At 73.3% G+C, this 23,798-nt stretch carries 24 protein-coding genes; 12 read left to right on the top strand and 12 right to left on the bottom strand.

Going from position 1 to position 23,798, the window contains the following annotated elements:
* Positions 1-125 precede the first annotated feature (125 nt).
* The 3 genes from VET29_RS41670 (at position 126) to VET29_RS41660 (ending at position 2,379) form a co-directional block, all read left to right on the top strand.
* Positions 126-860 carry an AfsR/SARP family transcriptional regulator gene (locus tag VET29_RS41670; RefSeq protein ID WP_324932273.1) on the top strand — a complete coding sequence of 245 codons (735 nt, stop codon included), beginning with the start codon at positions 126-128 and terminating at the stop codon, positions 858-860.
* 156 nt (positions 861-1,016) lie between these two features.
* Positions 1,017-1,736 carry a lytic polysaccharide monooxygenase gene (locus VET29_RS41665; protein ID WP_324932270.1) on the top strand — a complete coding sequence of 240 codons (720 nt, stop codon included), beginning with the start codon at positions 1,017-1,019 and terminating at the stop codon, positions 1,734-1,736.
* A 79-nt stretch (positions 1,737-1,815) separates the two neighbouring features.
* Positions 1,816-2,379: a DUF305 domain-containing protein gene (locus tag VET29_RS41660; protein ID WP_324932267.1), complete on the top strand. Its 564-nt coding sequence runs from the start codon at positions 1,816-1,818 to the stop codon at positions 2,377-2,379.
* Between the two features lie 7 nt (positions 2,380-2,386).
* Here VET29_RS41660 and VET29_RS41655 read toward each other — a convergent pair whose 3' ends face one another.
* From VET29_RS41655 to dhaK, 4 genes are all read right to left on the bottom strand, one after another.
* Positions 2,387-3,622: an AlkA N-terminal domain-containing protein gene (locus VET29_RS41655; protein ID WP_324932264.1), complete on the bottom strand. Its 1,236-nt coding sequence runs from the start codon at positions 3,620-3,622 to the stop codon at positions 2,387-2,389.
* Between the two features lie 49 nt (positions 3,623-3,671).
* Positions 3,672-4,382 carry a dihydroxyacetone kinase phosphoryl donor subunit DhaM gene (dhaM, locus tag VET29_RS41650; RefSeq protein WP_324932261.1) on the bottom strand — a complete coding sequence of 237 codons (711 nt, stop codon included), beginning with the start codon at positions 4,380-4,382 and terminating at the stop codon, positions 3,672-3,674.
* Between the two features lie 144 nt (positions 4,383-4,526).
* Positions 4,527-5,147: a dihydroxyacetone kinase subunit DhaL gene (gene dhaL, locus VET29_RS41645; protein WP_324932294.1), complete on the bottom strand. Its 621-nt coding sequence runs from the start codon at positions 5,145-5,147 to the stop codon at positions 4,527-4,529.
* A 2-nt stretch (positions 5,148-5,149) separates the two neighbouring features.
* Entirely contained in the window at positions 5,150-6,142 is a 993-nt protein-coding gene (dhaK, locus tag VET29_RS41640) for a dihydroxyacetone kinase subunit DhaK (protein ID WP_324932258.1), read from the bottom strand.
* A gap of 243 nt (positions 6,143-6,385) precedes the next feature.
* Here dhaK and VET29_RS41635 point away from each other — a divergent pair, with 243 nt between their 5' ends.
* Positions 6,386-7,531: an NAD(P)/FAD-dependent oxidoreductase gene (locus tag VET29_RS41635; RefSeq protein WP_324932255.1), complete on the top strand. Its 1,146-nt coding sequence runs from the start codon at positions 6,386-6,388 to the stop codon at positions 7,529-7,531.
* The gene (locus tag VET29_RS41630; RefSeq protein ID WP_324932292.1) at positions 7,528-8,397 is read left to right on the top strand and encodes an RNA polymerase sigma-70 factor; all 870 of its coding nucleotides are present in this window, start codon (positions 7,528-7,530) and stop codon (positions 8,395-8,397) included. Before VET29_RS41635 ends, VET29_RS41630 begins: the two co-directional genes overlap by 4 nt.
* On the opposite strand, the gene VET29_RS41625 is transcribed toward VET29_RS41630, so the two are convergent.
* Positions 8,394-8,816 (bottom strand): hypothetical protein, encoded by a 423-nt coding sequence (locus VET29_RS41625; protein WP_324932252.1) that lies wholly within the window; start codon positions 8,814-8,816, stop codon positions 8,394-8,396. The genes VET29_RS41630 and VET29_RS41625 overlap by 4 nt on opposite strands.
* A 41-nt stretch (positions 8,817-8,857) precedes the next feature.
* Here VET29_RS41625 and VET29_RS41620 point away from each other — a divergent pair, with 41 nt between their 5' ends.
* Positions 8,858-10,006 (top strand): metallophosphoesterase, encoded by a 1,149-nt coding sequence (locus VET29_RS41620; protein ID WP_324932249.1) that lies wholly within the window; start codon positions 8,858-8,860, stop codon positions 10,004-10,006.
* Positions 10,007-10,008: 2 nt separating this feature from the next.
* Here the strand turns inward: VET29_RS41620 and VET29_RS41615 are convergent, their stop codons facing one another.
* The 3 genes from VET29_RS41615 to VET29_RS41605 are packed head-to-tail and all read right to left on the bottom strand — an operon-like array spanning position 10,009 to position 13,096.
* Entirely contained in the window at positions 10,009-10,743 is a 735-nt protein-coding gene (locus VET29_RS41615) for an ABC transporter permease (protein ID WP_324932247.1), read from the bottom strand.
* Positions 10,740-12,179 carry a hypothetical protein gene (locus VET29_RS41610; protein ID WP_324932244.1) on the bottom strand — a complete coding sequence of 480 codons (1,440 nt, stop codon included), beginning with the start codon at positions 12,177-12,179 and terminating at the stop codon, positions 10,740-10,742. Before VET29_RS41610 ends, VET29_RS41615 begins: the two co-directional genes overlap by 4 nt.
* On the bottom strand, positions 12,176-13,096 hold the full coding sequence (locus VET29_RS41605) for an ABC transporter ATP-binding protein (protein ID WP_324932241.1): 921 nt from the start codon (positions 13,094-13,096) through the stop codon (positions 12,176-12,178). The genes VET29_RS41610 and VET29_RS41605 overlap by 4 nt, the downstream gene beginning before the upstream one ends.
* Before the next feature lie 134 nt (positions 13,097-13,230).
* On the opposite strand from VET29_RS41605, the gene VET29_RS41600 reads away from it, so the two are divergent.
* The 3 genes from VET29_RS41600 (at position 13,231) to VET29_RS41590 (ending at position 15,637) form a co-directional block, all read left to right on the top strand.
* Positions 13,231-14,430 carry a sensor histidine kinase gene (locus VET29_RS41600; protein ID WP_324932237.1) on the top strand — a complete coding sequence of 400 codons (1,200 nt, stop codon included), beginning with the start codon at positions 13,231-13,233 and terminating at the stop codon, positions 14,428-14,430.
* Complete coding sequence (locus VET29_RS41595) at positions 14,427-15,065, top strand: response regulator transcription factor (protein ID WP_324932234.1); 639 nt, start codon at positions 14,427-14,429, stop codon at positions 15,063-15,065. Before VET29_RS41600 ends, VET29_RS41595 begins: the two co-directional genes overlap by 4 nt.
* Positions 15,066-15,157: 92 nt before the next feature.
* Positions 15,158-15,637 carry a nuclear transport factor 2 family protein gene (locus VET29_RS41590; protein ID WP_324932231.1) on the top strand — a complete coding sequence of 160 codons (480 nt, stop codon included), beginning with the start codon at positions 15,158-15,160 and terminating at the stop codon, positions 15,635-15,637.
* A 210-nt stretch (positions 15,638-15,847) separates the two neighbouring features.
* On the opposite strand, the gene VET29_RS41585 is transcribed toward VET29_RS41590, so the two are convergent.
* Positions 15,848-16,579, bottom strand: a complete 732-nt coding sequence (locus VET29_RS41585) for an SDR family oxidoreductase (protein WP_324932228.1) — start codon at positions 16,577-16,579, stop codon at positions 15,848-15,850.
* Positions 16,580-16,668: 89 nt separating this feature from the next.
* On the opposite strand from VET29_RS41585, the gene VET29_RS41580 reads away from it, so the two are divergent.
* Together VET29_RS41580 and VET29_RS41575 are read left to right on the top strand one after the other, a co-directional pair.
* Positions 16,669-17,613 carry an ATP-binding cassette domain-containing protein gene (locus tag VET29_RS41580; protein WP_324932225.1) on the top strand — a complete coding sequence of 315 codons (945 nt, stop codon included), beginning with the start codon at positions 16,669-16,671 and terminating at the stop codon, positions 17,611-17,613.
* The gene (locus VET29_RS41575) at positions 17,610-18,437 is read left to right on the top strand and encodes an ABC transporter permease (protein WP_324932222.1); all 828 of its coding nucleotides are present in this window, start codon (positions 17,610-17,612) and stop codon (positions 18,435-18,437) included. The genes VET29_RS41580 and VET29_RS41575 overlap by 4 nt, the downstream gene beginning before the upstream one ends.
* Positions 18,438-18,597: 160 nt before the next feature.
* Here VET29_RS41575 and VET29_RS41570 read toward each other — a convergent pair whose 3' ends face one another.
* The gene (locus VET29_RS41570) at positions 18,598-21,723 is read right to left on the bottom strand and encodes an ATP-binding protein (RefSeq protein ID WP_324932219.1); all 3,126 of its coding nucleotides are present in this window, start codon (positions 21,721-21,723) and stop codon (positions 18,598-18,600) included.
* A gap of 33 nt (positions 21,724-21,756) precedes the next feature.
* Here VET29_RS41570 and VET29_RS41565 point away from each other — a divergent pair, with 33 nt between their 5' ends.
* Positions 21,757-22,593, top strand: a complete 837-nt coding sequence (locus tag VET29_RS41565; protein ID WP_324932216.1) for a patatin-like phospholipase family protein — start codon at positions 21,757-21,759, stop codon at positions 22,591-22,593.
* Between the two features lie 96 nt (positions 22,594-22,689).
* On the opposite strand, the gene VET29_RS41560 is transcribed toward VET29_RS41565, so the two are convergent.
* Together VET29_RS41560 and VET29_RS41555 are read right to left on the bottom strand one after the other, a co-directional pair.
* Positions 22,690-23,073: a VOC family protein gene (locus VET29_RS41560; RefSeq protein WP_324932211.1), complete on the bottom strand. Its 384-nt coding sequence runs from the start codon at positions 23,071-23,073 to the stop codon at positions 22,690-22,692.
* A gap of 57 nt (positions 23,074-23,130) precedes the next feature.
* Positions 23,131-23,798, bottom strand: a 668-nt coding sequence (locus VET29_RS41555) for a hypothetical protein (RefSeq protein WP_324932209.1), incomplete at its 5' end; no start/stop codon positions are given.

The following is a 23,798-nucleotide window of genomic DNA, read 5'->3' as shown; positions in this document are numbered from 1 at the left end:
CTCCCAGGCAACGTGCCGAGAAGCAAGCGTAACCGCGGGAGCATTCGGTCATACCGCTGTCCGGGTCAGTCCCGGACGCCTGACCGCCTGGTGCCCGCACCAGCCGGAACCGTTGGCTGGACGGCATGACGACCTTCCAGGTGCTCGGCCCGGTCACGGCGTTCGACTCCGCCGGCGCCCCGGTGCCGCTGCGGGCCGCCAAGACACGCATGCTCCTCGGCGTCCTGCTGGCACACGCCAACACGCGGATCCCCGCGGACAGCCTGTTCGCCGTGCTGTGGCCGGCCGGGCCGCCGCGCTCGGCCCGCGCCAACCTGCAGACCTACGTCTCCGACCTGCGCCGGCTGCTGCCGGGTGGCCAGCAGCGGCTCGTGCTCGACCGGGCCGGCTACCGGTTGCTCGTCCGGCCGGGTGAGCTGGACCTGCACCGCTTCGAGGAGCTGGCCGAGCGCGGGCACCGGGAGCTGGCCGGCGGCCGGCCTGCTCGGGCCGCCGAGACGCTGCGGCGGGCCGGCGCGCTGTGGCGGGGTGACCCGTTCGAGGACGTCCCGGACGCCGCCGGCGCGGCGGTCGTGCAGCGCCTGCGCGAGCAACGCTGGCTGGTGCGGGAAACCCTTGCCCAGACCCGGCTCCGACTCGGCGCTGCGGCCGAGCTGGTGGCCGAGCTGCGGGCCATGGTCGCCGAGGAGCCGCTGCGGGAACGATTATGGCTGCTGCTGATGCTGGCCCTGTCGAGCAGCGGACGCCGGTCGGAGGCACTCGCCTGCTACCAACGCCTGTACCGCCTGCTGGACACCGAGCTGGGCATCGAGCCCGGCGACGAGCTGAGACAGCTGCACCAACACATCCTGGTCACCTGAGCGCGGGCCGCCGCCGCCCGCGCGCCATCTCCAGGCAGGAACGATTGGTCACGCACGTTCCGCAAACCCTTGACTACCGGCACACTTTGGTCTAAACCAGATATTGTGGTCTAGACCACACATCTCCGGCTGGCCCCTGCACCCCGGGAGATTCGCATGTCCCTGAAACGAAAACTGATCATGTTCGCGACCGCCGCCGTCATCGCCCCGCTCGGGCTGGTGGTGCTGCCCGCGGCGACGGCGAGCGCGCACGGCTACATCCTCACCCCACCGAGCCGGCAGGCCCAGTGCGCACAGCACACGGTGTCCTGTGGGGACATCCAGTGGGAGCCGCAGAGCGTCGAGGGCCCGAAGGGGCTGCGGAGCTGCAACGGCGGCGTATCCCGGTTCGCCGACCTGAACGAGGACAGCAAGCCGTGGAAGGCCACGTCCGTCGGCAGAACGGTCGACTTCAACTGGACGTTCACGGCCCGCCACGCGACCTACAACTTCGAGTACTACGTCGGCAACACGCGGGTCGCCGAGTTCCGGCTCAACAACCAGCAACCGCCGCCCACGCTCAGGCACACCGTGAACCTGGGCAACGTGAGCGGCCGGGTGAAGCTGCTGGCGGTCTGGAACATCGGTGACACGTCCAACGCGTTCTACTCGTGCGTCGACCTCCAGGTCGGCGGGTCGTCGGCCGAGCCGGCGCCGGCCCCGCAACCGGAGCCGAACCCGGCCCCGCCGGTGAGCGGCACGTGGTCGTCCGGCACGGCCTACGCGACCGGTTCCACGGTCACCTACAACGGCACGACGTACCGGGCACGGCAGAGCCACACAGCGCTGCCGGGCTGGGAGCCGCCGAGCACCCCTGCGCTCTGGCAGGCCGTCTGAGTCACTCGGTAGCGCTTGCCGGTCGGTCCGGGTCCGCTCCGGACCGGCCGGCATTCCCTGGATCCCTTGGGAGGCAGGCATGCGACGGGTCCTGCTGGTAGTCCTGTTCCTGCTGGCGGGTTGCGGGGTCGGCGTCACCGAGACGACGGGCGCCTCGCAGTCCGCGCCACCGCCGGACGGCACGTACAACGACAACGACGTGATGTTCCTGCAGATGGCCGTGCCGCAGCACGAGCAGGGCATCCAGATGACCCGGCTGGCCGAGAAACGGGCGTCCCGCAAGGAGGTTCGCGAGCTGGCGAAGGCGATCCGGGTGACGCAGGAGGACGAGGTCAGGCAGATGAGGAAGTGGCTGACACGGTGGGACCAGCCGGTCGCGCCCGACCTGGACCCGTCCGCGCACGCCGGCCACGGGGGCATGCACGGCACCGATCCGGCGATCCTCCAGTGGCTGCGGGACACCCCGGCGGGACCGGACTTCGACACGCGGTTCCTGAACCTGCTGACGGGTCACCAGCACAGGGCGGTCGAGCTGGCGCGGCTGGAGGAGAAGGACGGGTTCAGCACGGACGCGAGGGCGTTGGCGGGCCGGATCATCCAGTCCCGTACCGCCGAGATCCAGCAACTGGCCAGGTACCTCTGACCGGTCGTCAGCCGCCGAGCAACAGGTGGGCCGCGGCGAGCGAGCGCCACGGCCGCCACCGCTCCGGGTCGGCGCCGCGAACCGCTTTACGCACCACCGCATCCGTGGCCGGGAACGCGTCCCGTGCCCCGAGCCGCATCGCCAGGTACTGCTCGGCCGCCGCGTCGATCCCGTGTGGTCGCTCGCCGGCGGCCATCGCCTTCGCCAGGTCCGCCACGGGCTCGCTCGTCTCGGCGAGCAGCTCGGCCGACGGGAACACGTGCGTCAGCCCGTAGTCCAGGCCCGGCACCGGAACGCCGTACCTCGCCGCCAGCTCCCCGGCGAGCTCCGGTCCCACCGTCGCGGCGACCGCCACCTCGAACGGCGTCCACACCCCGGGAACCCGCACCCCCGGCCGGGCCCGGACCAGCGGCCCCAGCACCGGGTCCCGCGCCAGCGAAGCACGAGCCAGCTCGGGATCGACGTCCACGCCGACCAGCCGGGCCGCCATCGCCACCACATGGATCACGCCCTCCCAGTACGGCAGGTGCGCCCGCAGCACGAGGTGGTCCGCGCCGCCCGGCCCGATCTCCAGCATCCCGGGCTCGCCGTCGAGCATGATCGTTCGCCGGTAGCTTCCGTCCACAATGGACTCCACACCCGGTACCGCGCGCTGGCCCAGCAGCTCGGCCATCGCCGGCCAGTCGTACGGCGCCGTGTACGGCAGCCGGAGGACCAGGCCGCCGTCCGCGGCCAGCCGGTCCGCGCGCCGCCGCCGCGCCCGCAGCTCCTTCGGCGCCGCACGGAAGATGTCGCGCATCGCCCGGTTGAACTGCCGCAGGCTCCCGAACCCGGACGCGAACGCGATGTCGGCGATCGCCACGTCGGTGTCGTCGAGCAACCGGCGCGCGAAGTGCGCACGCCGCGAGCGGGCGAACTGGTCGGGCGTGACACCGAGGTGCTCGTGGAACATGCGCCGCAGGTGCCTCGCCGACACCCCGACCGCCCGCCCGAGCGCCGCCTCGTCCTTGTCGTCCAGCCCACCGGCGATGATCAGCTGCACGGCCCGGCACACGATCTCGGGCGCCTCGTCCGGGATGGTCCCCGCGACCCGGTACGGCCGGCAGCGCAGGCACGCCCGGTACCCGGCGGCCTCCGCGGCGGCGGGCTGTTCGAACGTCGAGACGTTCTCGGCGAGCGGCCTGGCCCCGCAGCCGGGGCGGCAGTAGATACCGGTGGTGCGGACGGCCGAGTACGTGGTCACGGCTCCACGATCCCCCCGTGCCCGGGCGCCGGCTAGCCGTATCCGGACATCACTCGCCGAAGTTGCCCTCGGCCAACTCCTGGAACGTCCGGAGGGCCTCCTCGGCCTGCGGTCCGACGGCCGAGACGCGCACCTGGTCACCGCCCCGCGCGCCGAGCGCCATGAGCGCGAGGACGCTGCGCCCGTCGACGGCGGCGTCCTTGAAGTGCACGGTCACGACGGCGTCGAACCCGGTCATCGCCCGCGCGACGACGGCGGCCGGGCGTGCGTGCAGCCCGATCTCGTTGGTGAGGGTGACCGTCACCTCGGCGGGCCGCGTTCCGGCAACCGGCACCTCCGCTTCTGGCGCGGTCGAACCGGCGGCGTTCTCGACGGGTGCGGTCGAGCCCGGCACGCCGGCGGCGTTCTCGGCGGCGTGTGCGACCTCGGCGACGTCCGCGCCGCCCTGGGCGGCGACGGCCGCCGCCACGGCGCCCTCGACCAGCGGGCCGTCGGCCAGCCTGGCGTCGTCGGCCGTCTCGACGGCCATCTCGGCGACCATGCGGGCACTGCCGAGGTCGTAGAGCACGACGACCCCGGCACCACCGTCGGCCTGCGCGATGGCCGCGCTGACCGCGTCGAAGTCCGTGCCGATCCCACCGTCAGCCGTGCCACCCGCGGCGACGGCGGTGACGTCGGGCGCCATCTGCGCCGCCACCTCGACCACGCCCGCCGCGAGCCCCGCACTGTGCGACACCACGACCAGCCCCACCCGGCTCACGCCGCGCCCTCACACGCTCGGTGGCACTGCTCGACGACACGGCACCGACGGCTCGCCCCGCAAGCTCCGCTCACAACGCCCCCTCGCAGGCTCCGCGACGCCGCTCGACGACACGGCACCCACGGCTCACCCCGCAAGCTCCGCTCACCGCGCGGCCACCTCCGCGAACGCGCGTAGGAGCAGGGAGGTCGAACGGGCGCCCGGGTCCATGTGGTCGGCGCTGCGTTCGCCCAGGTAGGACGCCCGACCCTTGCGGGCGACCAGTGGGACGGTGGCGTCCGCGCCCTTCTCGGCCGCGTCCGCCGCCAGGGCCAACACCTCCGCGACCGACTCACCGGCCGCCGCGGCCTTCACCGCCGGGTCCAGTGCGTCGACCATGGTCTTGTCGCCCGGCTCGGCCTTGCCGCGGGCGACGACGCCACCCAGTGCGGCCGTCAGCGCCGCCAGCACGTCCGCCGGTCCCAGCTCCGCCTTGTCCTTCACCGCGGCCGAGGCGCGGAGGAACGCCGTCCCGTACAAGGGACCGGCCGCACCGCCGACCTTGGAGATGAGCGTCGACGCGACGGTCTTCAGCACCGCGCTCGGACTGTCCGGGGTGGACTGCTCGAGCGCGGCCAGCACGGCCGTGAAGCCCCTGGCCAAGTTCTCGCCGTGGTCGCCGTCGCCGATGACGCGGTCCAGCTGGATCAGCTCGACGCGGTGGTCGGCGACCGTGTCGGCGGCGGCGCGGATGGCGGTGACCAGGTCCTCGGCGGTGCAGCCCACGGTCAGCGCCCCCAGCGGAGCGCGGCCGTCCGGACCGGCGCGTCCCACAGCTCCAGCAGCTCGTCGTCCAGCCTGAGCAGGGTGAGGCTCATGCCCTGCATCTCCAGGCTGGTGACGAACGGGCCGACGAGCCTGCGCTCGACCACGATCCCGCGCTCGGCGAGCAGGCGCTCGGCGATGCCGTGGGCCAGGTACAGCTCGAGCAGCGGGGTCCCGCCCATCGAGTTGGTGAACAGCAGGACGCGGTCGCCTTCGCCGAACGGCAGGTCCTCGAGGATCGGTTCGAGCAGATGGGCGACGATGCCGTCGGCGTTCTCGACGTGCACGCGGGCGCGACCGGGCTCGCCGTGGATGCCGATGCCGACCTCCATCTCGTCGTCGGCGAGGTCGAAGCTCGGCTCGCCGACGTGCGGGACGGTCGGTGCGGTCAGCGCCATGCCCATCGAGCGCACGTTCGCGACGACCCGCTCGGCGATCACGTGCACGGCGTCGAGGTCGTCGCCGCGTTCGGCCGCCGCGCCGGTGATCTTCTCCAGCGGCACCGTGCCGCCGACACCACGCCGGCCCGCGGTCCACGTCGAGTCCTTCACGGCGACGTCGTCGTCGATGACGATCGTCTTGACCGGGGTCTCGGCCAGCTCGGCGGCGGTCTCGAAGTTGAGCACGTCACCGGTGTAGTTCTTGACGATCAGCAGCGCGCCCGCGCCGCCGTCGGTCCGCTCGATCGCGGCCTGCACCTGGTCGGGCGTCGGCGAGGTGAACACGGCGCCGGGGCAGGCGGCGTCGAGCATGCCGGGCCCGACGAGCCCGCCGTGCATGGGCTCGTGCCCGGAACCGCCGCCGGAGATGATCGCGACCTTGCCCTGGACGGGCGCGTCGGCCCGAAGGATCACCGCCGGGTCATGGACGACGGTGAGGAGGTCGCCGTGGGCGAGCTCCACCCCACGCAGCGCCTCCGCGACGACGGTGGCCGGGTCATTGATTATCTTCTTCACGGGTGCACCGTCCTGGCCTGCGACTACGCCATTGTCTACGCCATTGTCGACCTTGCAGGGCTGTCGTCAGACACGATGCCACGATCCGGGCCGGGTCCGCCAGACAGCGCCCCGAACCATCCTCGGCGGCGAGCCGCCGGCACCGGGTCGGCCACCGATTGTGACGCCGGTCACCACGCTTCACGTTCGCTCCCGGAGGTCCCGTCTCGTGGTCGTCGGTTACGTGAGGAAGGGACCGGAACAATGCACAAGATCGTGGTTCTCGGCGCGGGATACGCGGGGATGGCGGCGGCCGCGAGCCTCGCGGCGCGAACGAAGCGGCGCGACGACGTCGAGATCACCGTCGTCAACGCCACGGAACGGTTCACCGAACGGCTGCGGCTGCACCAGCTCGCCACCGGGCAGGAGCTGGCCGACCTGCACATCCCCGAACTGCTCCCCCGGGCCGAGTTCGTCCGGGGCTGGGTGACCGACGTGGACGTCGACACCCGGACGGTGCGGGTCGACGACGAACGCGACATCGCCTACGACACGCTCGTCCACGCCCTCGGCGGGGTCGCCGACACCACCGCCGTGCCCGGCGCCGACGACCACGCCCACACGCTCGACAGCGCGCACGCCGCGGCGCTTCTCGCCCGCCGACTGTCCACACTGGACGCCGGCACCGTCGCCGTCTGCGGCGGCGGGCTGACCGGCGTCGAGGCCGCGGCCGAGATCGCCGAGCGGCACCCGCACCTCGCCGTCGTGCTCCTCGGCCGGCACGAGCCCGGCGCGGAGCTGGCCCCGAAGGCCAGGGCGTACCTCGACGAGGCCCTGGCGCGGTTGGGCGTGCTGGTCCGCGGCGGGACCGAGATCGTCAAGGTCCTGCCGGACGGCGTGCGCCTCGCGGACGGCGAGACCGTCGCGGTCGACGTCGTGCTGTGGACCGGTGGCGTGCGGGTCCCGGCGCTCGCCCGCGGTCTCGACGTGGACGGGCACGGCCGGATCGTGACCGACGAGGCGCTGCGGTCGGTGTCGCACCCGAACGTCTACGCGGTCGGCGACGCGGCGGCGGTCACGCAGAAGTACGGCGTCCTGCACGGCACCTGCCAGGGCGGCATGCCGACCGGCGTGCACGCGGCGCTGTCGATCGTGCGTGAGCTGAACGGCAAGGCGCCCAAGCGGTTCCGCTTCGGGTACCTCCACCTGCCGGTCAGCATCGGCCGCCACGACGGGGTCATCCAGTTCACCCGGCCCGACGGCGCCCCGCGCCGGTTCGCGCTGACCGGCCGCCGGGCGGTCTGGTACAAGGAGACGGTGAGCTCCGCGCCATGGCCGACCTTCCGCCGGATGTGGGCCTTCCCCAGGTCGACGGCGATCTGGGCGCACGGCGGCCGGTACACGCGATGATCTTCGAGGACTACCGGAACCTGCTGTTCTCGGTGGCCTACCGCGTCCTCGGCTCGGCGACCGACGCCGAGGACGCGGTGCAGGACGCCTGGGTGAGATGGTCGGCGGGCGACCGTTCGCGGGTCGCCGACCCCAAGGCGTACCTGGTGCGGATCGTGACGAACGTGGCGATGGACCGGCTGCGCGCGGCGGCCCGGCAGCGGGAGACCTACGTCGGCCCGTGGCTGCCGGAGCCGATCATCACCGACGAGACGGCCGACGCCGAGTCGGTGTCGACCGCGCTGCTGGTGGTGCTGGAGTCGCTGACCCCGTTGGAGCGCGCGGTGTTCGTGCTGAAGGAGGCGTTCGGCTTCGGCTACGGCGAGATCGCCGACGCGGTGGCACGTTCGGAGGACACCGTGCGGCAGGCCGCGCACCGGGCACGCGGCCACGTGCGGGCGCGGCGGCCGCGGTTCCACGCAGACCGGGCACGGCAGCGGGAGGTCACCGAGCGGTTCTTCACCGCGGCCGGCGGCGGGGACATCAACACGCTGATGCAGCTGCTGGCCCCGGACGTGACACTGTGGACGGACGGCGGCGGCAAGGTCCGCCAGGCGACGCGCCCGGTCGTCGGGGCCGAGCGGGTGGCGAAGTGGTTCGCCGGGGTGGGCACGCGACCGTACGAGGGGGTCCTGCCGGCGGACATGCTGGCCGAGGTGGTCGACCTGAACGGCGCGCCGGGCGTCGTGTTCCGCGGCGACGGCCGGGTGATCGCGACGCTCACCCTGGACCTGGACGAGGACGGCAGGATCGTCACCATCCACAACGTCGCGAACCCGGACAAGCTGGGCGCGGTGGCCACCCGGCGGGTGCACCGGCTGGCCTAGTCCTCCGCGGTGCCGTCGACGCGCGTGGGGGTGTCGCCGTCGAACTCGACGAGGAGGCCGTACGGGTCGGCGACCGGGTACGGGGCCTCGGCGAAGCGGACCAGCCAGCCCGCGTCGCTGAAGGTCACCTCCGGCAGGCCGAGACCGGGTGACTCGGGGGCCGAGGAGACGCCGAAGTACGCCGGGTCCTCCCGCAGGCGCCGCTCGACGAGCGCCGCGGCCGCCCCGAGGTAGCGGTCGACGTCGGCGACGACGGCGTCGACCAGCGTGAGGTCGAGGTCGGTCAGCTTGAGGAGCTCCAGCAGCACGGTCACCTCGACGCGGCAGCCGAACATCATGCTCTCCGGCGGGTCGGGCAGCCGCCAGAACCGCATGCCGTCCGGGGCGGGGCCGGGCTCGAACGCCGATGGGTCGATCACGGCCCCGACAGTAGCGGCCGCCCGAAGGTACCTTGGCGGTTATGACGCAAACCGAACAGGAGGCCGGCCGGCGGGCGCGGCCCCGCGGGCGCGGTGGTTTCCTCCCGGTGGTCGTCCTCGTGGTGCTGTTGCTGTTCGGGATGCCGTGGTGGGTGCTCGTGACACCGTGGCCGGGGCCCGTGGCGGTCGCGGGGACGGTGGTGTTCGCGGTCGCCGCGGTCGCGTTCCCGTTCCTGATGTTCCTGGGGCACGGGCGTGGCCGGGACTGGGCCGCGCGGGTGGGCGACACCATGCTCGGTGTCGTGTGGGTGTTGTTCGCGTGGTCGGTGCTCGGCGTGGTGCCGCGGCTGTTGTTCGACGACCGGCTCGTGGCCGTGCTGGTGGCGGCGGTGGCCGTGGTGCTGGTGGCGTGGGGCGTGTACGAGGCGATGCGGGTGCCCCGCGTGCGGCGGATGGACGTGGTGCTGCCGAAGCTGGGCGCCGGCCTCGACGGGACGACCGTGGTCGTGCTGGCGGACACGCACTTCGGCCCGATCGACCGGGTCCGGTGGTCGACCCGGACGGCGGCGGCGGTGCACGCGCTGAAGCCCGACATCGTCTGCCACGCGGGCGACATCGCGGACGGCACGGTCGAGGCGCGGCTCGCCCAGGCCGCCCCGCTCGGCACGATCGAGGCCGCGTTGGCGCGGGTCTACGTGACGGGCAACCACGAGTACTTCGGTGAGGCGCAGGGGTGGCTGGACCACATGGCGTCCCTGGGGTGGGAGCCGCTGCACAACCGGCACGTGGTGGTGTCGCGGGGTGGGGCCTCGCTGGTGCTGGCGGGCATCGACGACGCGACGGCGCGGGCGTCCGGGCTGGCCGGGCACGGGGCGCAACTGGAGGTGGCGTTGGCGGGTGCGCCGGCCGGGGCGCCGGTGTTGCTGGTGGCGCACCAGCCGCGACAGGTCGCGCAGGCCGCGGCGGCCGGCGTGGACCTGCAGGTGTCGGGACACACCCACGGCGGCCAGATCTGGCCGTTCCACTACCTGGTCCGCGTCGACCAGCCGACCGTGCAGGGCCTGACCCGCCACGGCCCGACCCAGCTGTACACGACCCGCGGCACCGGCTTCTGGGGCCCGCCACTGCGTGTCTTCGCCCCGAGCGAGATCACCCTGCTGACGCTGCGCGCGCCCGACTCAGGACACTAGGGTCAGGCGTCCCGCAGCCGGAGGGTGGCGGCGCCGGCGAGCAGCGCTCCCGCGGCCCACAGGGCCAGGACGCCCAGGCCCTGCCAGGGGCTGATCGGCTGCTGGTCCAGGTTGATCGTCGCCTGGACGGCCAGGCCGGCGGTCATCGGGCTCAGCTTCTGCAGGCGGGCGTACCAGTCCGGGTCGGCGACCAGCGACGTGACGATCGGGGTCAGGTACAGCAGGCCCAGCACCACGCCGGTCGCCGTGGCCGCGTCGCGGACCAGTGCGGCCACGCCGACGCTCAGCAGCGCGATCAGCGTCAGGTACAGCACCGAGCCCGTCGCCGCGCGCAGGATCGGGCCCGCGGCAAGGGAAAGACCGTTCGGCAGCAGTGCGTCGCCCATCGCCGCCGAGGCCAGTACCGCCGCCGTACCGGCCGCGATGGTCATCGCGGCCACCACGAGTCCCTTGGCGGCCAACACGTTCAGCCGTCGAGGCAGGGCGGTGAACGTGGTGCGGATCATGCCCGTGCCGTACTCGCCGCTCACCGTCGCCACCGCCAGGATCGCCACCACCGCCTGGCCCAGCGTGACCCCCATGAAGGCCGACTTCGCCGGGTCGCCGCCCTCTGGCATCGCGCCGGACGCCAGGGCACCCAGCAGCACGGTCAGCGCCACGACCCCGAACAGCAGCCACGCCGTGCCGGGCACCGTCCGGGCCTTCGTCCATTCCGCGTGCACGCCGCGCACTCTCACGCGTCCCGCCTGCGCAGCGCGAACGTGGCCAGCACCGTGGCCAGCACCGCGTACGCGCACAGGACGGCGAAGCCGCCCGCCTGCGACAGCGGGAAGTAACCGTCCGCGGGCGTGTAGCTCGCGCTGACCTGCGGATACTCCCGCAGGGTCTGTTGTATCGCGAAGCCCGCGGCCGGGGTGACCGAGGTCAGGAGATCCGCTGGGCCGGCCGGCAGCACCGACGCCACCGCCAGCAGGTACGGCAGCACGAGCCCCACGGTCATGGCCGTGACCGTGCCCGCGCCGCGCCGCAGCAGCGAGCCGGCCGCCACCGCGAGCACCGCGGCCACCGCGAACAGCAGGCCCGTGCCGACGATCACCCTGATCTCGGTCCCCGTCGAGGTCGGGAACAGGAAGAAGCCCTTCGCGACCTCCAGCTCCGCCACCAACGGGATCGACAGCGCCGCCGACACCACACCGACCACGAAGGACACGCCACCGATCACGATCGCCTTGGCGGCAAGGAGCTGACCGCGGCGCGGGTTGGCGGCGAAGCTGGTGCGGATGAGGCCGCGCCGGTGCTCGCTCGTGGCGAACAACGTGGCGACCACGAGCACGGCGATGAGCCCGGCGAACACGCCGACCAGCGCGTTCTCGACGTTGCGACCGAGACCGGCGGCCACGATCGGGGTGATGTCGCCGTGCCCGGTGATCCTGAACCTCCCGTCCTGCTCGGTCATCCCGGTCGTCACCACCTCGGACGCACCGCCGACCGCCGTGCCGTGCCAGCCCGTCCGCCATTCGCCGTCGGTGGTCACCTCGTCGAAGGTGGTGGTGGCGCTGGTGGGGTAGCCGTCCTCGGTGATGTCGCCGAAGGACTGGGTCCGCTCCACATGCTGCGGTGACGACACGAACATGCCGGCCTCGACGCGGCTTCCCAGGTCCAGTTGGGCCGTGCCGACCGTGGTCCAGTGCCCGCGGTCCGCCGAGACCGCGCCGGTGAGCGTGTTTCCCTTGCGGGACAGGCGAAGCCACCGGGCGTTCACCGGCCCCGCGATGTCCTCGGTGTAGTCGTACTGCATGCGCACGCCGTGGCCGCCGGTGGTCATGACCGCCGCGTAGGCGGAGCCGGCCCTGGTGCTCTGCTTGACGATCAGGCCCGCCTTCGCCCAGGGTTCCGCGCCCGTCAGCGGCGCGACGCGGGCGGTGATGGCGCCGTCGCCGGTGAGGGTGCGGTGCACGAGGTAGAAGGAGTCGAACACGGGTGTGCCGTCCGGCCCGGTCGGCGGCGACTGGCCGGCGCACTTCTGTCCGTTGGGTCCGGCGCAGTGGAAGCTGTCGCCGGCGGGACCGAGTAGTCCGATGAGGACGGTCAGGGGGATCGCGACGACCATGCCGACGACCCAGCCGCGGACGGTGCGGAACTTCGTCCACTCCGCGTGGATGACGTGTTTCACCCTCGCTCCCCCGCCCTGAACTCGACGGCGTCGCGGGTCAGCTCCATGTAGGCCTCCTCCAGCGAGGCGCGATGGGCGCTGACCTCGTGAAACGGCACATCGTCCGCGTTGAGCAGCGCGATGACGTCGGCGGCGGCGAGCCCGTCGACGGTGAGGGTGTCGGCACCGGTGGCGGCGACCGTGGCCCCGGACCGCGCGAGGACGGTCATGGCCGGGGTGCGCGCGGCGGTGCGGAGGATGACCCGGTCCCCGGACGCGGCGGCGATGAGCTCGGCGACGCTGGTGTCCGCGATGACCCTGCCGCGGCCGACGACGACCAGGTGGTCGGCGGTGTCCTGCAGCTCGCTCATGAGGTGGCTGGACACGAGCACGGCCCGGCCCTCGGCCGCCTTCTGGCGCAGGAAGGTCCGCATCCAGACGATGCCCTCCGGGTCCATGCCGTTGAAGGGCTCGTCGAGCATGAGCACGGGCGGGTCGCCGAGCAACGCGGCGGCGATGCCGAGGCGCTGGCGCATGCCGAGGGAGAACCCGCCCGCCTTGCGCCTGGCGGCCCCGCCGAGCCCGGTGATGGCGACGACCTCGTCGACCCTGGTCCGCGAGATCCCCTGGGAGTGCGCGAGCCAGAGGAGGTGGTTGCGCGCCGAGCGGGAGGGCTGGAGCGCGCCGGCGTCGAGGAGCGCGCCGACGTGCGCGAGGGGACGACGCAGCTCCCGGTAGGGCCGGCCGCCGACGTGCGCGTGCCCGGCGTCGGCGGCGTCCAGCCCGAGGACGACCCGCATGGTGGTGGACTTGCCGGCGCCGTTGGGTCCGACGAACCCCGTGACCTGTCCGGCGCCGACGGTGAAGGACATCCCGTCGAGCGCGGTGGTCCCCCCGAACCGCTTCCGCAGCCCGGCGACCTCGATGGTGGCTTCCATGCTGTGGAAGGTTATGGAGTCGAGGTTGGCCAGTCGTCCCGGCGCGGAGCCATCCTGAGCCTCCCTGCCACGGGTGAGGGAGGTCGCTCGTGGGAGTGACGCCCAGGCCCCTGCCAGCGGAGACAATGACCGGCATGCGCGATGGAGAGGCCGGCGACGACAGCGCGGAGGCCGAGTTGTCCACAGGCGGCCACGCGCGACTCCGGAATCGTCGGTGCCTCCCGGTAACGTGGAAACCGGGGGGCCCCCGGGCGCACGAGTGGGACTTTCGTGCGGGGGCGGGCCGGGCGGCGGCGTTCCTGCTGGGGCTCGTCGCGGTCGGGGAGGCGTTCTGGCGGTCGGTCGCCGCGGACGTCAGTATCGAGTTCGGGCTCACGCTCTGCCTGCTCGCCGTCGCCGGCACCGTCCCGCTCGGTCTTCTCCGGCCCGCCGCGGCCGCCGTTCTCCTTGCCGCCGCCGGGTTTCTCTCGCTCGCTCTGCTCAAGGTGCTCACCGCCGGCGCGGCCGTCGCGGTGGTCGTCTCCCTCGTGCTGGCGGGCGCGGTGTGGGTGCAGACGCTTGCCGTCCCCTTCGTGGTGCTCGCCATCGCGCAGCCCTCGATCATGGCCGTGCTGCTCGCGGCCTGCGCGCCTGCCGCCGTCTGGGCCGGGATCGCCGCTGGTGCGCGCAAGGAGGCACTGCTGCACCGTGCCGCGCGGCAGGCCGTCGCCGCCACGCTCGTCGAGCACACCGCCCGTGGCGAGCGCGCGCGGATCGCACGCGAGCTGCACGATGTCGTCGCCCACCACATCTCCATGATCGCCGTGCAGGCCGAGACCGCCCGGCTCACCACGCCGGGCCTGCCAGACCTTGGCGCGCAACGGTTTTCCGAGATCGGCGACCGGGCGCGGACCGGCCTCACCGAGATGCGGCGGCTCCTCGGCGTCCTGCGCGAGGGCACCGAACCCGAGCTCAAGCCCCAGCCCAAGCTCCAGCAGCTCGTCGACCTCCTCGACGACGCCCGCCTCTCCGCCAGCGCACGCCTCATCGTCTCCGGCGCGCCGGTGCCCCTCGACCCGGGTGTCGAGCTCGCCGCCTACCGGATCGTCCAGGAGGCGCTCACCAACGCCCGCCGGCACGCGCCCGGGGCCGCCGTCGACGTCGAGCTCCGTTACGGGCCACAGCTCCGGGTCCGGATCCGGGACAACGGGCCGGGGACCGCCAACCCGGCCGGGCACGGGCTCGCCGGCATGCGTGAGCGTGCCGCGGCCGCCGGCGGCACCCTGCGCGCGGGGCCGGTGGACACCGTCGGCGGGTTCCTCGTTGAGGCCGTTCTTCCGGTGGAGGAGACGTGATCCGCATCGTCGTCGCCGACGACCACGAGGTGGTGCGGTCGGGGTACGCGGCGCTCCTCGACACCCAGCCCGACTTCACCGTTGCCGGGACCGCCACCGACGGGGCCGAGGCCGTCGCGCTCTGCCGGCGACACCAACCCGACGTCGTGCTCATGGACGTCCGCATGCCCACCATGGACGGGATCGAGGCCACCCGCCGGATCAGCGGTCCGAGGGTGCTGATCCTGACCACCTTCGACCTCGACGAGTACGTCTACGACGCGCTCCGCGCCGGGGCCAGCGGGTTCCTGCTCAAGGACGTCACCGCCGAGCGGCTGTTCGACGCCGTGCGGGTCATCGCCGCCGGGGAGGCACTGCTCGCGCCCACCGTCACCCGCCGGCTCATCGGCGAGTTCGCCCGCCTGCGACCGACGCCGCGGCCGCCCGCGCTGACCATCCTCACCCCGCGCGAGACCGAGGTCCTCCGGCTCGTCGCGGAAGGACTGTCCAACACGGAGATCGCCGCACGGCTCGTGGTCACCGAGGAGACGGTCAAGACCCACGTCAGCCGCATGCTCGGCAAGCTCGGCCTCCGCGACCGCACCCAGGCCGTCGTCGCCGCCTACGAGTCCGGGCTGGTCGTCCCCCGCCGGTGAAGTCCGTGCGGGACGGCCACATTGTGAAACGGGGACACGGTCCGGTACCGTTCGCACTAACCGGACTATGCCTCACCTTAGGGGTGGACCCCATGGCGCCGACCGAGCAGGACCGCATCGACATCACCGACCTGGGCACCCGCCGCGGCCAGGCTGGCGGGCCGCGCACCCCGGCGGGCCCGCGAGAGGTCCTGGCACGCGTCCGCGCGGCCGCCGTCAGCCAGTCCGCCGAGGACATGCGGCGTGTGTACGCGGCGGACGCGGTCCACGAGTTCCCGTTCACCCGCCCGGGCCTGCCGTCCCGGCTCGAAGGACGGGACGAGATCGTGAGCTGGATCGCCGCGGGCTGGCAGGCGAACGCGCTGAAGTACGAGCGCTACCGCACCCTCGCGATCCACGACACCGGCGACCCGGACACGATCGTCGTCGAGCAGGAGGTCCTCGGGACCAGCGCGACCACCGGCGAGTTCACGCTGCCCAACATCGTCGTGCTCACCACCCGCGACGGGCAGATCGCCTGCCTGCGCGACTACGTCAACATCCTGGCCGCCGCGGCCGCCATCGGCACCTAGTGCGGTGTCCACCGACGTTCGCCGGGTCTATCGGTGGACACCGCACTAGTGTCCCGCGCCGGAAATGCGGTGATTAAGTCGGTGGATCCAGGTTTCTGCTGGCAAGACGCCGGTTCGTCCCTCGTACTGGGTCGTACCTGGGCGAACCGGCAACGCCGCCAGCAGGAAGCTGGGCCGCCGAATTAGTTGCCTGATCTCCGGCGCGGGACACTAGAACACCGGGGTCATGCCCCCGTCGACCGGCAGCATCGTGCCCGTCAGGTACGACGCGGCCGGGGACAGCACGAACGCGGCCACGCGGCCGAACTCCGGCGGGTCGCCGTAGCGGCGCAGCGGGATCGCGGCCAGCGAGGCGGCCCGCTGCTCCTCGGTCACCTGCTCGTCCAGGTATGTCATCCGGTCCGTCGCGACCCTGCCCGGCAGCAGGCCGTTCACCCGCACCCCGCGCGGCCCCAGCTCGTTCGCCAGCGACTTGGCCACCATCGCCAGGCCGGGGCGCAGGCCGTTCGAGATGCCCAGGTTGCCGATCGGCGCGCGTACCGAGGACGACAGCACGAACGCGATCGAGCCGCCCTCGCCCAGCGCCGACCCGATGGTCCGCGCCAGCCGGACCGCGCCGAGGAACACCGACTCGAACGACGACTGCCACTGCTCGTCCGACACCGCCGTGACCGTCCCCACCGGCGGCCCGCCCGCGCTCAGGAGCAGTCCGTCCACCCGCCCGAACCGCTCGCGCGCGACGTCCAGCAGCCGGTCCGGCGTCGCCGGGTCGGCGTTGTCGCACGCCACCCCGACCGCGCCGAGCTCAGCGGCGGCCGACGCCACGGCCTCGTCCGACCGGCCGGTCAGCACCACCCGCGCCCCCTCCGCCACGAGCGCGGCCGCGGTCGCGAAGCCGAGCCCCTTGCTGCCACCGGTCACCAGGTACACACGGTCCGTCAACCCAAGATCCATACGCCCATGAAACCGGCTGAGCGCCGCTGAAACCACCGTGAAACCCCACTGATCCGGCCCGGCCGCAACCTTTCGGCATGAACACGGCGATCGGGGTCACCGGACTCCGCAAGAGCTTCTCCGACCATGTCGTCCTCGACGGCATCGACCTGCACGTCCCCGCCGGCACGGTCTTCTCGCTGCTCGGGCCGAACGGCGCCGGGAAGACCACCGCGGTGCGGATCCTGTCCACGCTGATCACCGCGGACGCCGGCACGATCACCGTCGCGGGGCACGACGTCGCGACCGACCCGGACGGCGTCCGCGGGGCGATCGGCGTGACCGGCCAGTTCTCGGCGGTCGACAGGCTGCTCACCGGCGAGGAGAACCTGCGCCTGATGGGCGAGCTGTACCGGCTGCCCAGGCAGGAGTGCCACCGCAGGGCAACAGCACTGCTCGAGCAGTTCGACCTGGTCGGGGCCGGGAAGAAGCCCGCGGCCACCTACTCCGGCGGCATGACCCGCCGTCTGGACCTGGCGATGACGCTGGTCGGCGAGCCGAAGGTGATCTTCCTCGACGAGCCGACCACGGGCCTGGACCCACGCAGCCGGCACGCCATGTGGGACACCATCCGCGAGCTGGTCGCGGGTGGCGTGACCGTCTTCCTGACGACCCAGTACCTGGAGGAGGCCGACCAGCTCGCGGACCGGATCGCGGTGCTCGACCACGGCGAGATCGTCGCCGAGGGCACGCCCGCCGAGCTGAAGCGGCGCATCCCGGGCGGGCACGTCCGGCTGGTGTTCACCGACGTCCGCGAGCTGGACACCGCCGCCCGCATCCTGGGCGACCCCGCGCGCGACCTGGAGGCGCTGACGCTGACCGTCCCCAACGACGGCAGCCGCCGCGGCCTGAAGGCCCTGCTGGACCGCCTGGACGACGCCTCGATCGAGACCGAGGCGCTCACCGTGCACACCCCCGACCTCGACGACGTCTTCTTCGCGCTGACCGGCCACCCCACCAACCAGAACGCGAGCGTGTCATGACCATCACCCCGACCCGGCCGGCCGCCCGGCGAGAGACCCGGCCGATGGACGGCTTCGCCGACTCCGCGACCATGCTCCGCCGCAACCTGCGCCACCTCGTCCGCTACCCCGCCCTGATCATCGCCACGATCTCCGTCCCGGTGATCATGCTGTTGCTGTTCGCCTACCTGTTCGGCGACACGATCTCGGCCGGTGTCGGCGGTCCGGCCGGCGGCGTCGACTACATCGACTACCTGGTCCCCGGCATCCTGCTGATGACCATCGCCTCCGGCGCCGTGCAGACCGCGGTGCAGATCCGCTCGGACATGAACGAGGGGATCGTCGACAGGTTCCGCACCATGCCGATCTCCCGCACGGCCGTGGTGACGGGGCACGTGCTCGGCAGCGTCATCCTGAACGTCGTCACCGTGGTGTCGGTGATCGGCGTCGGCCTGGCGCTGGGCTTCCGGCCGACGGCGGGGCTTCTCGAGTGGCTCGCGGTCACCGGGCTGACGGTGCTGATCTCGTTCGCGATCACCTGGCTCGCCGTCACCCTGGGCCTGCTCGCGAAGACCGTCGAGGGCGCCAGCAACACCCCGATGGTGCTGTCGTTCTTCCTGCCGTTCCTGTCCACGACGTTCATCCCGCTGGCGTCGCTGCCGAGCGGTATCCGCTGGTTCGCCGAGTACCAGCCGTACACGCCGATCATCCAGACCCTGCGCGGCCTGCTGATCGGCGGCCCGATCGGGCACAACGGCTGGCTCGCGGTCTGCTGGGGCGTGGCGCTGACCATCGGCGGCTACGTGTGGTCCAAGCGGTTGTTCGCCCGGGATCCCCAGCGCTAGTGTCCCGCGCCGGAAATCAGGCAACTAATTCGGCGGCCCAGCTTCCCGCTGGCGGCGTTGCCGGTCCGCCCAAGTACCACCCAGTACGAGGGCGAACCGGCGCCTTGCCAGCAGAAACCCGGATCCACCGACTTGATCACCGCATTCCCGGCGCGGGACACTAGGACCTTGCCCGCAACGCGGCGAGTGCCGCCGCCCGGAGCCGGTCCTGGTCCAGTCCGGCGTACTCCGACACCGCGTCGGCGTACGCCGGCCCTTCGGCGTTCTCGACCGCGGCCCGGACGTCCTCGATGTTCGGTGTCGGCCGGAAGCCACGCCGGTACTTGAACCGTTCGGCCAGCGCGACCATCCGCGCCGCCGAGCCCATCGCCCCGGACGCGAGGTCGACCATGCCGAGCGCGATCAGCGCCCCGCCGGCCAGCTGCTGCTCGACGATGTACACCGGCGGCCGTTCCAGCGGGTTCGCCAGCATCAGCTCCAGCTGGCGCGGCAGCTCCGTCACCAGGCCGGGAACCAGGTCCAGCCGGCCGGCCTGGGCATGCGCCCCGAGCGCGCCGGACCAGGTCTCCAGGACCCACGGCCGCACGCCGTGCTGGTCGGCGTCGTCCGCGGGCGGGTCCATCATGGCCCGGCGCCACAGGCGGAGCCCCTCGTCCACCTCGCCGCGCGCCATCGACAGCTCGGCCTGCGCCGCCAGCAGGAACTGGAAGGCGCCGGGGTCGAGGTCGACGTCGTCCTCCGGGCTGCCGGAGTTGTCGGCGGTGGCCCGGCCGAGCCAGTGCTCGGCGTCGTCGAGCCGCCCCAGCCGCAGGTTGGCGAGCATCATGCCCCAGTACACGCCGACGACGTCCCGGGGAGCGCCGATCTCGTCGAGCAGGCGGACCGCCTCGGCGAAGTACGCCAGCGACGCCTCTCCCCCCTCGACACGCATAACCAGCTCGCCGAGCCGGGCGAGCGACAGGATCCACAGCCACGGCGTGGCGCTCGTGGCCCACGCGGCCATCATCGGGGCGCACGCGTCGATCGCGGCCGGCAGGTCGCCCTCCTGCTCGGCGACAAAGCTCAGCACGACCCCGGCGACCGCGGCGGCGTGCGGCGCCCCACCGGCCAGGTACGCGCGGAGCACGGCGCGGTCGGCCGCGAACGCGTCCGGGTTCCCCAGCACGGTCGCCATGGCCCGCAGCGGGCTGTCTGGTGTCGCCGGGGGCAGCCGGTGCAGGACGTACAGCATGCGCCCGGTGCCCGGTGTCTGTGCGGCGAGCGCGGTGAGCAGGGTCAGCGCCACGGCGGTGTAGGTGACGTCGAGGTACTCGGGCGCCGGCCGGTAGTGCGCCAGCACCTGGGCGGACGTACTCGTGAGCAGCGCGACCCGGTCGTAGTTGCTGTCGATGACCCACACCGCGGCCAGGACGGCGGTCGCCGCCGCGACCGAGGCGCCGTCGGCGCGGGCGACGGCGTGGCTCAGCGCCTGCTGCAGGTTGTCCTGCTCGGCCCGCAGCAGGTCGGTGACCGGGACCGGGTCCGGGCCCAGCACGGCGTCGTGGTGGCGGGCGGCGAGGTCCCGTGCCCACGCGAGGAAGCCGTCGACGGCGTGGCCGGCGTCGCCGTGCTCGGCGAGCCGGGCCGCGCCGAACTCGCGCACGGTCTCCAGCATCCGGAACCGGACGCCGGTCGGGGTGTCGGCCACCTTGAGCAGTGACTGGTCGACGAGGTGCTCGACCGTGTCGAAGGCGTCGTCGCCCAGCATGTGGCCCGCGGCCTCGGCGGTGAAGCCGCCTGGGAAGACCGACAGCGCGCGCAGGGCACGCCGGCCGTCGGCGTCGAGCAGGTCCCAGCTCCAGTCGACGACCGCCTGCAGCGTGTGGTGGCGTTCGGGCGCGTCCCGGCGGCCGCCACGCAGCAGCGCGAACCGGTCCGCGAGCCGGCGGTCGATCTCGGTGACCGACAGGACCCGCACGCGCGCGGCGGCCAGCTCGACCGCGAGCGGCAGGCCGTCGAGGCGGGCGCACAGCCTCCCGACGGCGTCGTCCGGCAGGTCGACGCCGGGGCGGGCGGCGGTGGCCCGCTGGCGGAACAGCTCCTCGGTGGTGGCCTGGTCCAGCTCGGGCAGCAGGTACACCGACTCCGACGACAGGCCCAGCGGCGCGCGGCTGGTCGTGAGGATCCGCAGGTCGCGGGCCATGGCGACGAGCGTGGCGACGAGGTCGGCGGCCGCGGCGAGGACGTGCTCGCAGTTGTCGAGCACGAGCAGCGCGCCGACGCCGAGCGCCTCGACGATGCCGGCGACGGTGTTCTTGCGGAGGTGCGTCAGCTCGACGACGCCGAGAGCCGACGCGACCTCGGCGAGGACGTTCCCGTCCCGCGCGACCCCGACGAGGCTGACGAACTCGACGGTCCGGCGGGTGGACTGCCTGCTCACGGCGTGTGCGAGGCGCGTCTTGCCGAGCCCGCCGGGCCCGACGACCGACACCACACGGGCGCTGCCCAGCAGCTCGGCGACCGCGGCGAGGTCGTCGTCGCGGCCGAGCAGCGGGTTGGGTTCGTGGGCGACGCCGTGGCGGACGGTCGGCTGCTCGTCCTGCAGGAGCTGCTGGTACGCCTGCCTGAGCGCGGGGCCGGGGTCGGCGCCCAGCTCGTCGCGCAGGGCGCGGCGGTAGGCGTCGTAGCGGGCCATGGCGGCGGCCGGGCTCCGGACGGCGGCCTCGGCCCTGATCAGCTCCAGGAGGAGCTCCTCGTCGCGGGGGTACTCGGCGGCGAGCTCGGTGAGCGGGCCGGCGGCCTCGGCGTGCCGGTCGAGCCGGGCGAGCGCGAGGGCCCGCGTGCGTCTGAGCGTGCGGTAGGTGACGGCTCGCTCAGCCCGCAGGTCGCCGAGCGGGTCGCGGGTCTCCTCGGACTTGGGCGGGTCGTCCCAGAGTCCGAGCCCGGTCTCAGCGTGCCGGAGTGCCTGGGCGTGGTCGCCCTGTCTGGCGGACTGTGCCGCCGCGGCGGCGTGCTGGAGGACGGCCTGGGCGTCCACCTGCCCGCCGGCGAGCGTGAGCCGGTAGCCGGTGGGGGTGCGGGCGACGAGGCCGTCGCCGAGCTGCGCGCGGATGCGCGAGACGAGGATCTGCAGGGCTTTCGTCGGGTTGTCCGGCTGCTCGTCGGGCCAGAGGCCGTCGACGAGCCGGGCCGCGCTCGCGCCGTTCGGCTCGCCTGCCAGCAGGGCGAGGAGCGCGCGCAGCCGAGGACCGGTGATCTCCCTCCCCCGGTACGCGACGCGCGAGAGCACGGTCAGCTCGACGGTCACGTGTAGAGGCTAGCCGGGGGTTAGGTTGTGGCCATGACACGTGCGCTGGTGCTGGGTGGCGGGGGCGTGACGGGGATCGCGTGGGAGTGGGGCGTGCTGGCCGGCCTCGCCGAGGCGGGGGTCCGGCTGGGCTCCGCTGATCTCGTGATCGGGACGTCGGCCGGGTCGGTTGTCGGCGCGCAGGTGGCCAACGGCCTGGACCCGCGGGAACGGTACGAGGCACAGCTCGCGGCGCCGGACGGTGAGATCGGCGCGACGCTGGGCGCGGGCGTGATCGCCAGGTTCGCCCTGGCGATGGTCGGTTCCCAGGTGCCGCAACGGGTGCGGCAGCGCATCGGCCGCCAGGCCCACCGCGCCAGGACCCAGGCGACGGAGACGGAGCGGATCGCGGTGATCGAGTCGCGGCTGCCGGTGCACGAGTGGCCGGCCGACCGGCAGCTCCAGGTCACGGCGGTGGACGCGGAGACCGGCGCGTTCCGCGTGTTCGACGGGGCCTCGGGGGTGCCGCTCGTGCTGGCGGTGGCCGCGAGCTGCGCGGTGCCGTTCGTGTGGCCGCCGGTGACGATCGAGGGCAGGCGGTACATGGACGGCGGCGTCCGCTCCGGCTCGAACGCCGACCTGGCCGCCGGGTGCGAGCGGGTCGTCGTGCTGGCACCGATGGTCCGCGGCCTCGGCCCCGTGCCCGGCGTGGCCGCACAGGTCGAACAGCTGCGCCGCGAGGCGAAGGTGGCGCTGGTGACGCCGGACGCCGCGGCGCTGCGGGCGATCGGCCGCAACGTCCTGGACCCCGCGGCACGAGCGGGAGCCGCCCGCGCCGGACTGGCACAGGCGGCGTCCCTGGTGGATTCGGTCCGCGAGGTGTGGGACTAGCCGAACCGCCGCGAGTGTGGCGACCACCAACGCCGGCCGGGCTGGTCGCGCGGCGAACTGCGGCCGGGCGGCCGGGTCGGTCCGCGACGTGTGGGGTTAGGTCGAGAGCTGCCACACGTGGCCGTCGGGGTCGGCGATGGCGGCCGAGTAGACGCCCCATGGCCTTTCGCTTGCCGGCAGGACCACCTCCGCGCCGGCCGAGGTCGCCTTCGCCACCAGGGCGTCGACCTCGGCCGGTGACGCCACGGGCATCGACAGCAGGCACTCGCTCGTCCCCCGCTCCGCCACCGGGCGGCCGCCGACCACCCAGCCGAACCCGCCCGGCGGGATCAGCATCAGGCTGACGTCCGCCCCCAGCCGGAACTGCAGCGGCTCCGGCAACCCGTCCTCCGCCACCTCGCCGAAGGACTCGAGCCCCAGGCCGTCCCGGTAGAAGTCGTGCGAGACACGCCGGTCCGCCGTGGGCAACGCGATGATCATCGAAAGCTCCTCTCAGCTCACCGCCCCGACGAACGGCGAAGCCGAGGACCGACACTCTCACACGCCGAACAGCCAGTGATCCACCCGGCCGGGGTCGCGGACCGCGGACGCGATGTCCGCCGCCGACACCGAGTCGCTCGACTTGGCCAGGTGCAGCACCACCTGCGCCAGCGCGGCGATCTCTCGCTCGAAGCCGTCGCCGGTCTCCACGTGCCGCATGAACTCCGCGCGGTCCACCGACCCGGAGGCGTCCGCGCCGGCCGCGATCGCCCGCCACAGCTCCGCGTATCCCTCGCGCACGGCCCGCGCCCACACCGATCCCGGCGCCGCGCCGCACGCCTGTGCCAGCCGCAGCGCGTACACCGCGAAGTCGTCGCCGGTGAGCCGGCCGTCGTGGTCCGCGTCGAACCAGTCGAAACCCGTGCGGGCGCGGACGATCCGGGTCGCCCACGCGATGATCCGGTCGAGGCCGGCGGACAGGAGGCCGACGTGGTTGGCGCCGTCGTGCCGGTCGAAGATGACGTCCGCGCCGGCGTCCCGCAGGTCCGTCACGAACGACGTCACCACCTCCGCCGGCACGATGTCGTCCGCGGTCCCCGCGGTGATGTACACGGGCCGGTCCATCCGCGTCACCGGCACCCGGCACGCCTCCAGGACCGGCTCGACGCCCGGCCTGCGGTGCACGTCGGTGAACCCCGTGTCGTCGTTGGTCAGCCCGTGGACGG

It is taken from the genome of Actinophytocola sp. (assembly GCF_035634895.1).
GTDB lineage: Bacteria > Actinomycetota > Actinomycetes > Mycobacteriales > Pseudonocardiaceae > Actinophytocola.
Note: the sequence above shows the minus strand (reverse complement) of the source record. Positions and strands in the feature narration are given on the sequence as shown.

Bases quoted from the DNA above. Each gene is read 5' to 3' on its own strand.
- VET29_RS41670 (WP_324932273.1), top strand. From the start codon at position 126: ATGACGACCTTCCAGGTGCTCGGCCCGGTCACGGCGTTCGACTCCGCC.
- VET29_RS41660 (WP_324932267.1), top strand. From the start codon at position 1,816: ATGCGACGGGTCCTGCTGGTAGTCCTGTTCCTGCTGGCGGGTTGCGGG.
- VET29_RS41590 (WP_324932231.1), top strand. From the start codon at position 15,158: ATGGCGCCGACCGAGCAGGACCGCATCGACATCACCGACCTGGGCACC.
- VET29_RS41560 (WP_324932211.1), bottom strand. From the start codon at position 23,073: ATGATCATCGCGTTGCCCACGGCGGACCGGCGTGTCTCGCACGACTTC.
- VET29_RS41635 (WP_324932255.1), top strand. From the start codon at position 6,386: ATGCACAAGATCGTGGTTCTCGGCGCGGGATACGCGGGGATGGCGGCG.
- VET29_RS41665 (WP_324932270.1), top strand. From the start codon at position 1,017: ATGTCCCTGAAACGAAAACTGATCATGTTCGCGACCGCCGCCGTCATC.
- VET29_RS41630 (WP_324932292.1), top strand. From the start codon at position 7,528: ATGATCTTCGAGGACTACCGGAACCTGCTGTTCTCGGTGGCCTACCGC.
- VET29_RS41565 (WP_324932216.1), top strand. From the start codon at position 21,757: ATGACACGTGCGCTGGTGCTGGGTGGCGGGGGCGTGACGGGGATCGCG.
- VET29_RS41605 (WP_324932241.1), bottom strand. From the start codon at position 13,096: ATGGAAGCCACCATCGAGGTCGCCGGGCTGCGGAAGCGGTTCGGGGGG.
- VET29_RS41600 (WP_324932237.1), top strand. From the start codon at position 13,231: ATGCGCGATGGAGAGGCCGGCGACGACAGCGCGGAGGCCGAGTTGTCC.
- VET29_RS41575 (WP_324932222.1), top strand. From the start codon at position 17,610: ATGACCATCACCCCGACCCGGCCGGCCGCCCGGCGAGAGACCCGGCCG.
- VET29_RS41620 (WP_324932249.1), top strand. From the start codon at position 8,858: ATGACGCAAACCGAACAGGAGGCCGGCCGGCGGGCGCGGCCCCGCGGG.
- VET29_RS41580 (WP_324932225.1), top strand. From the start codon at position 16,669: ATGAACACGGCGATCGGGGTCACCGGACTCCGCAAGAGCTTCTCCGAC.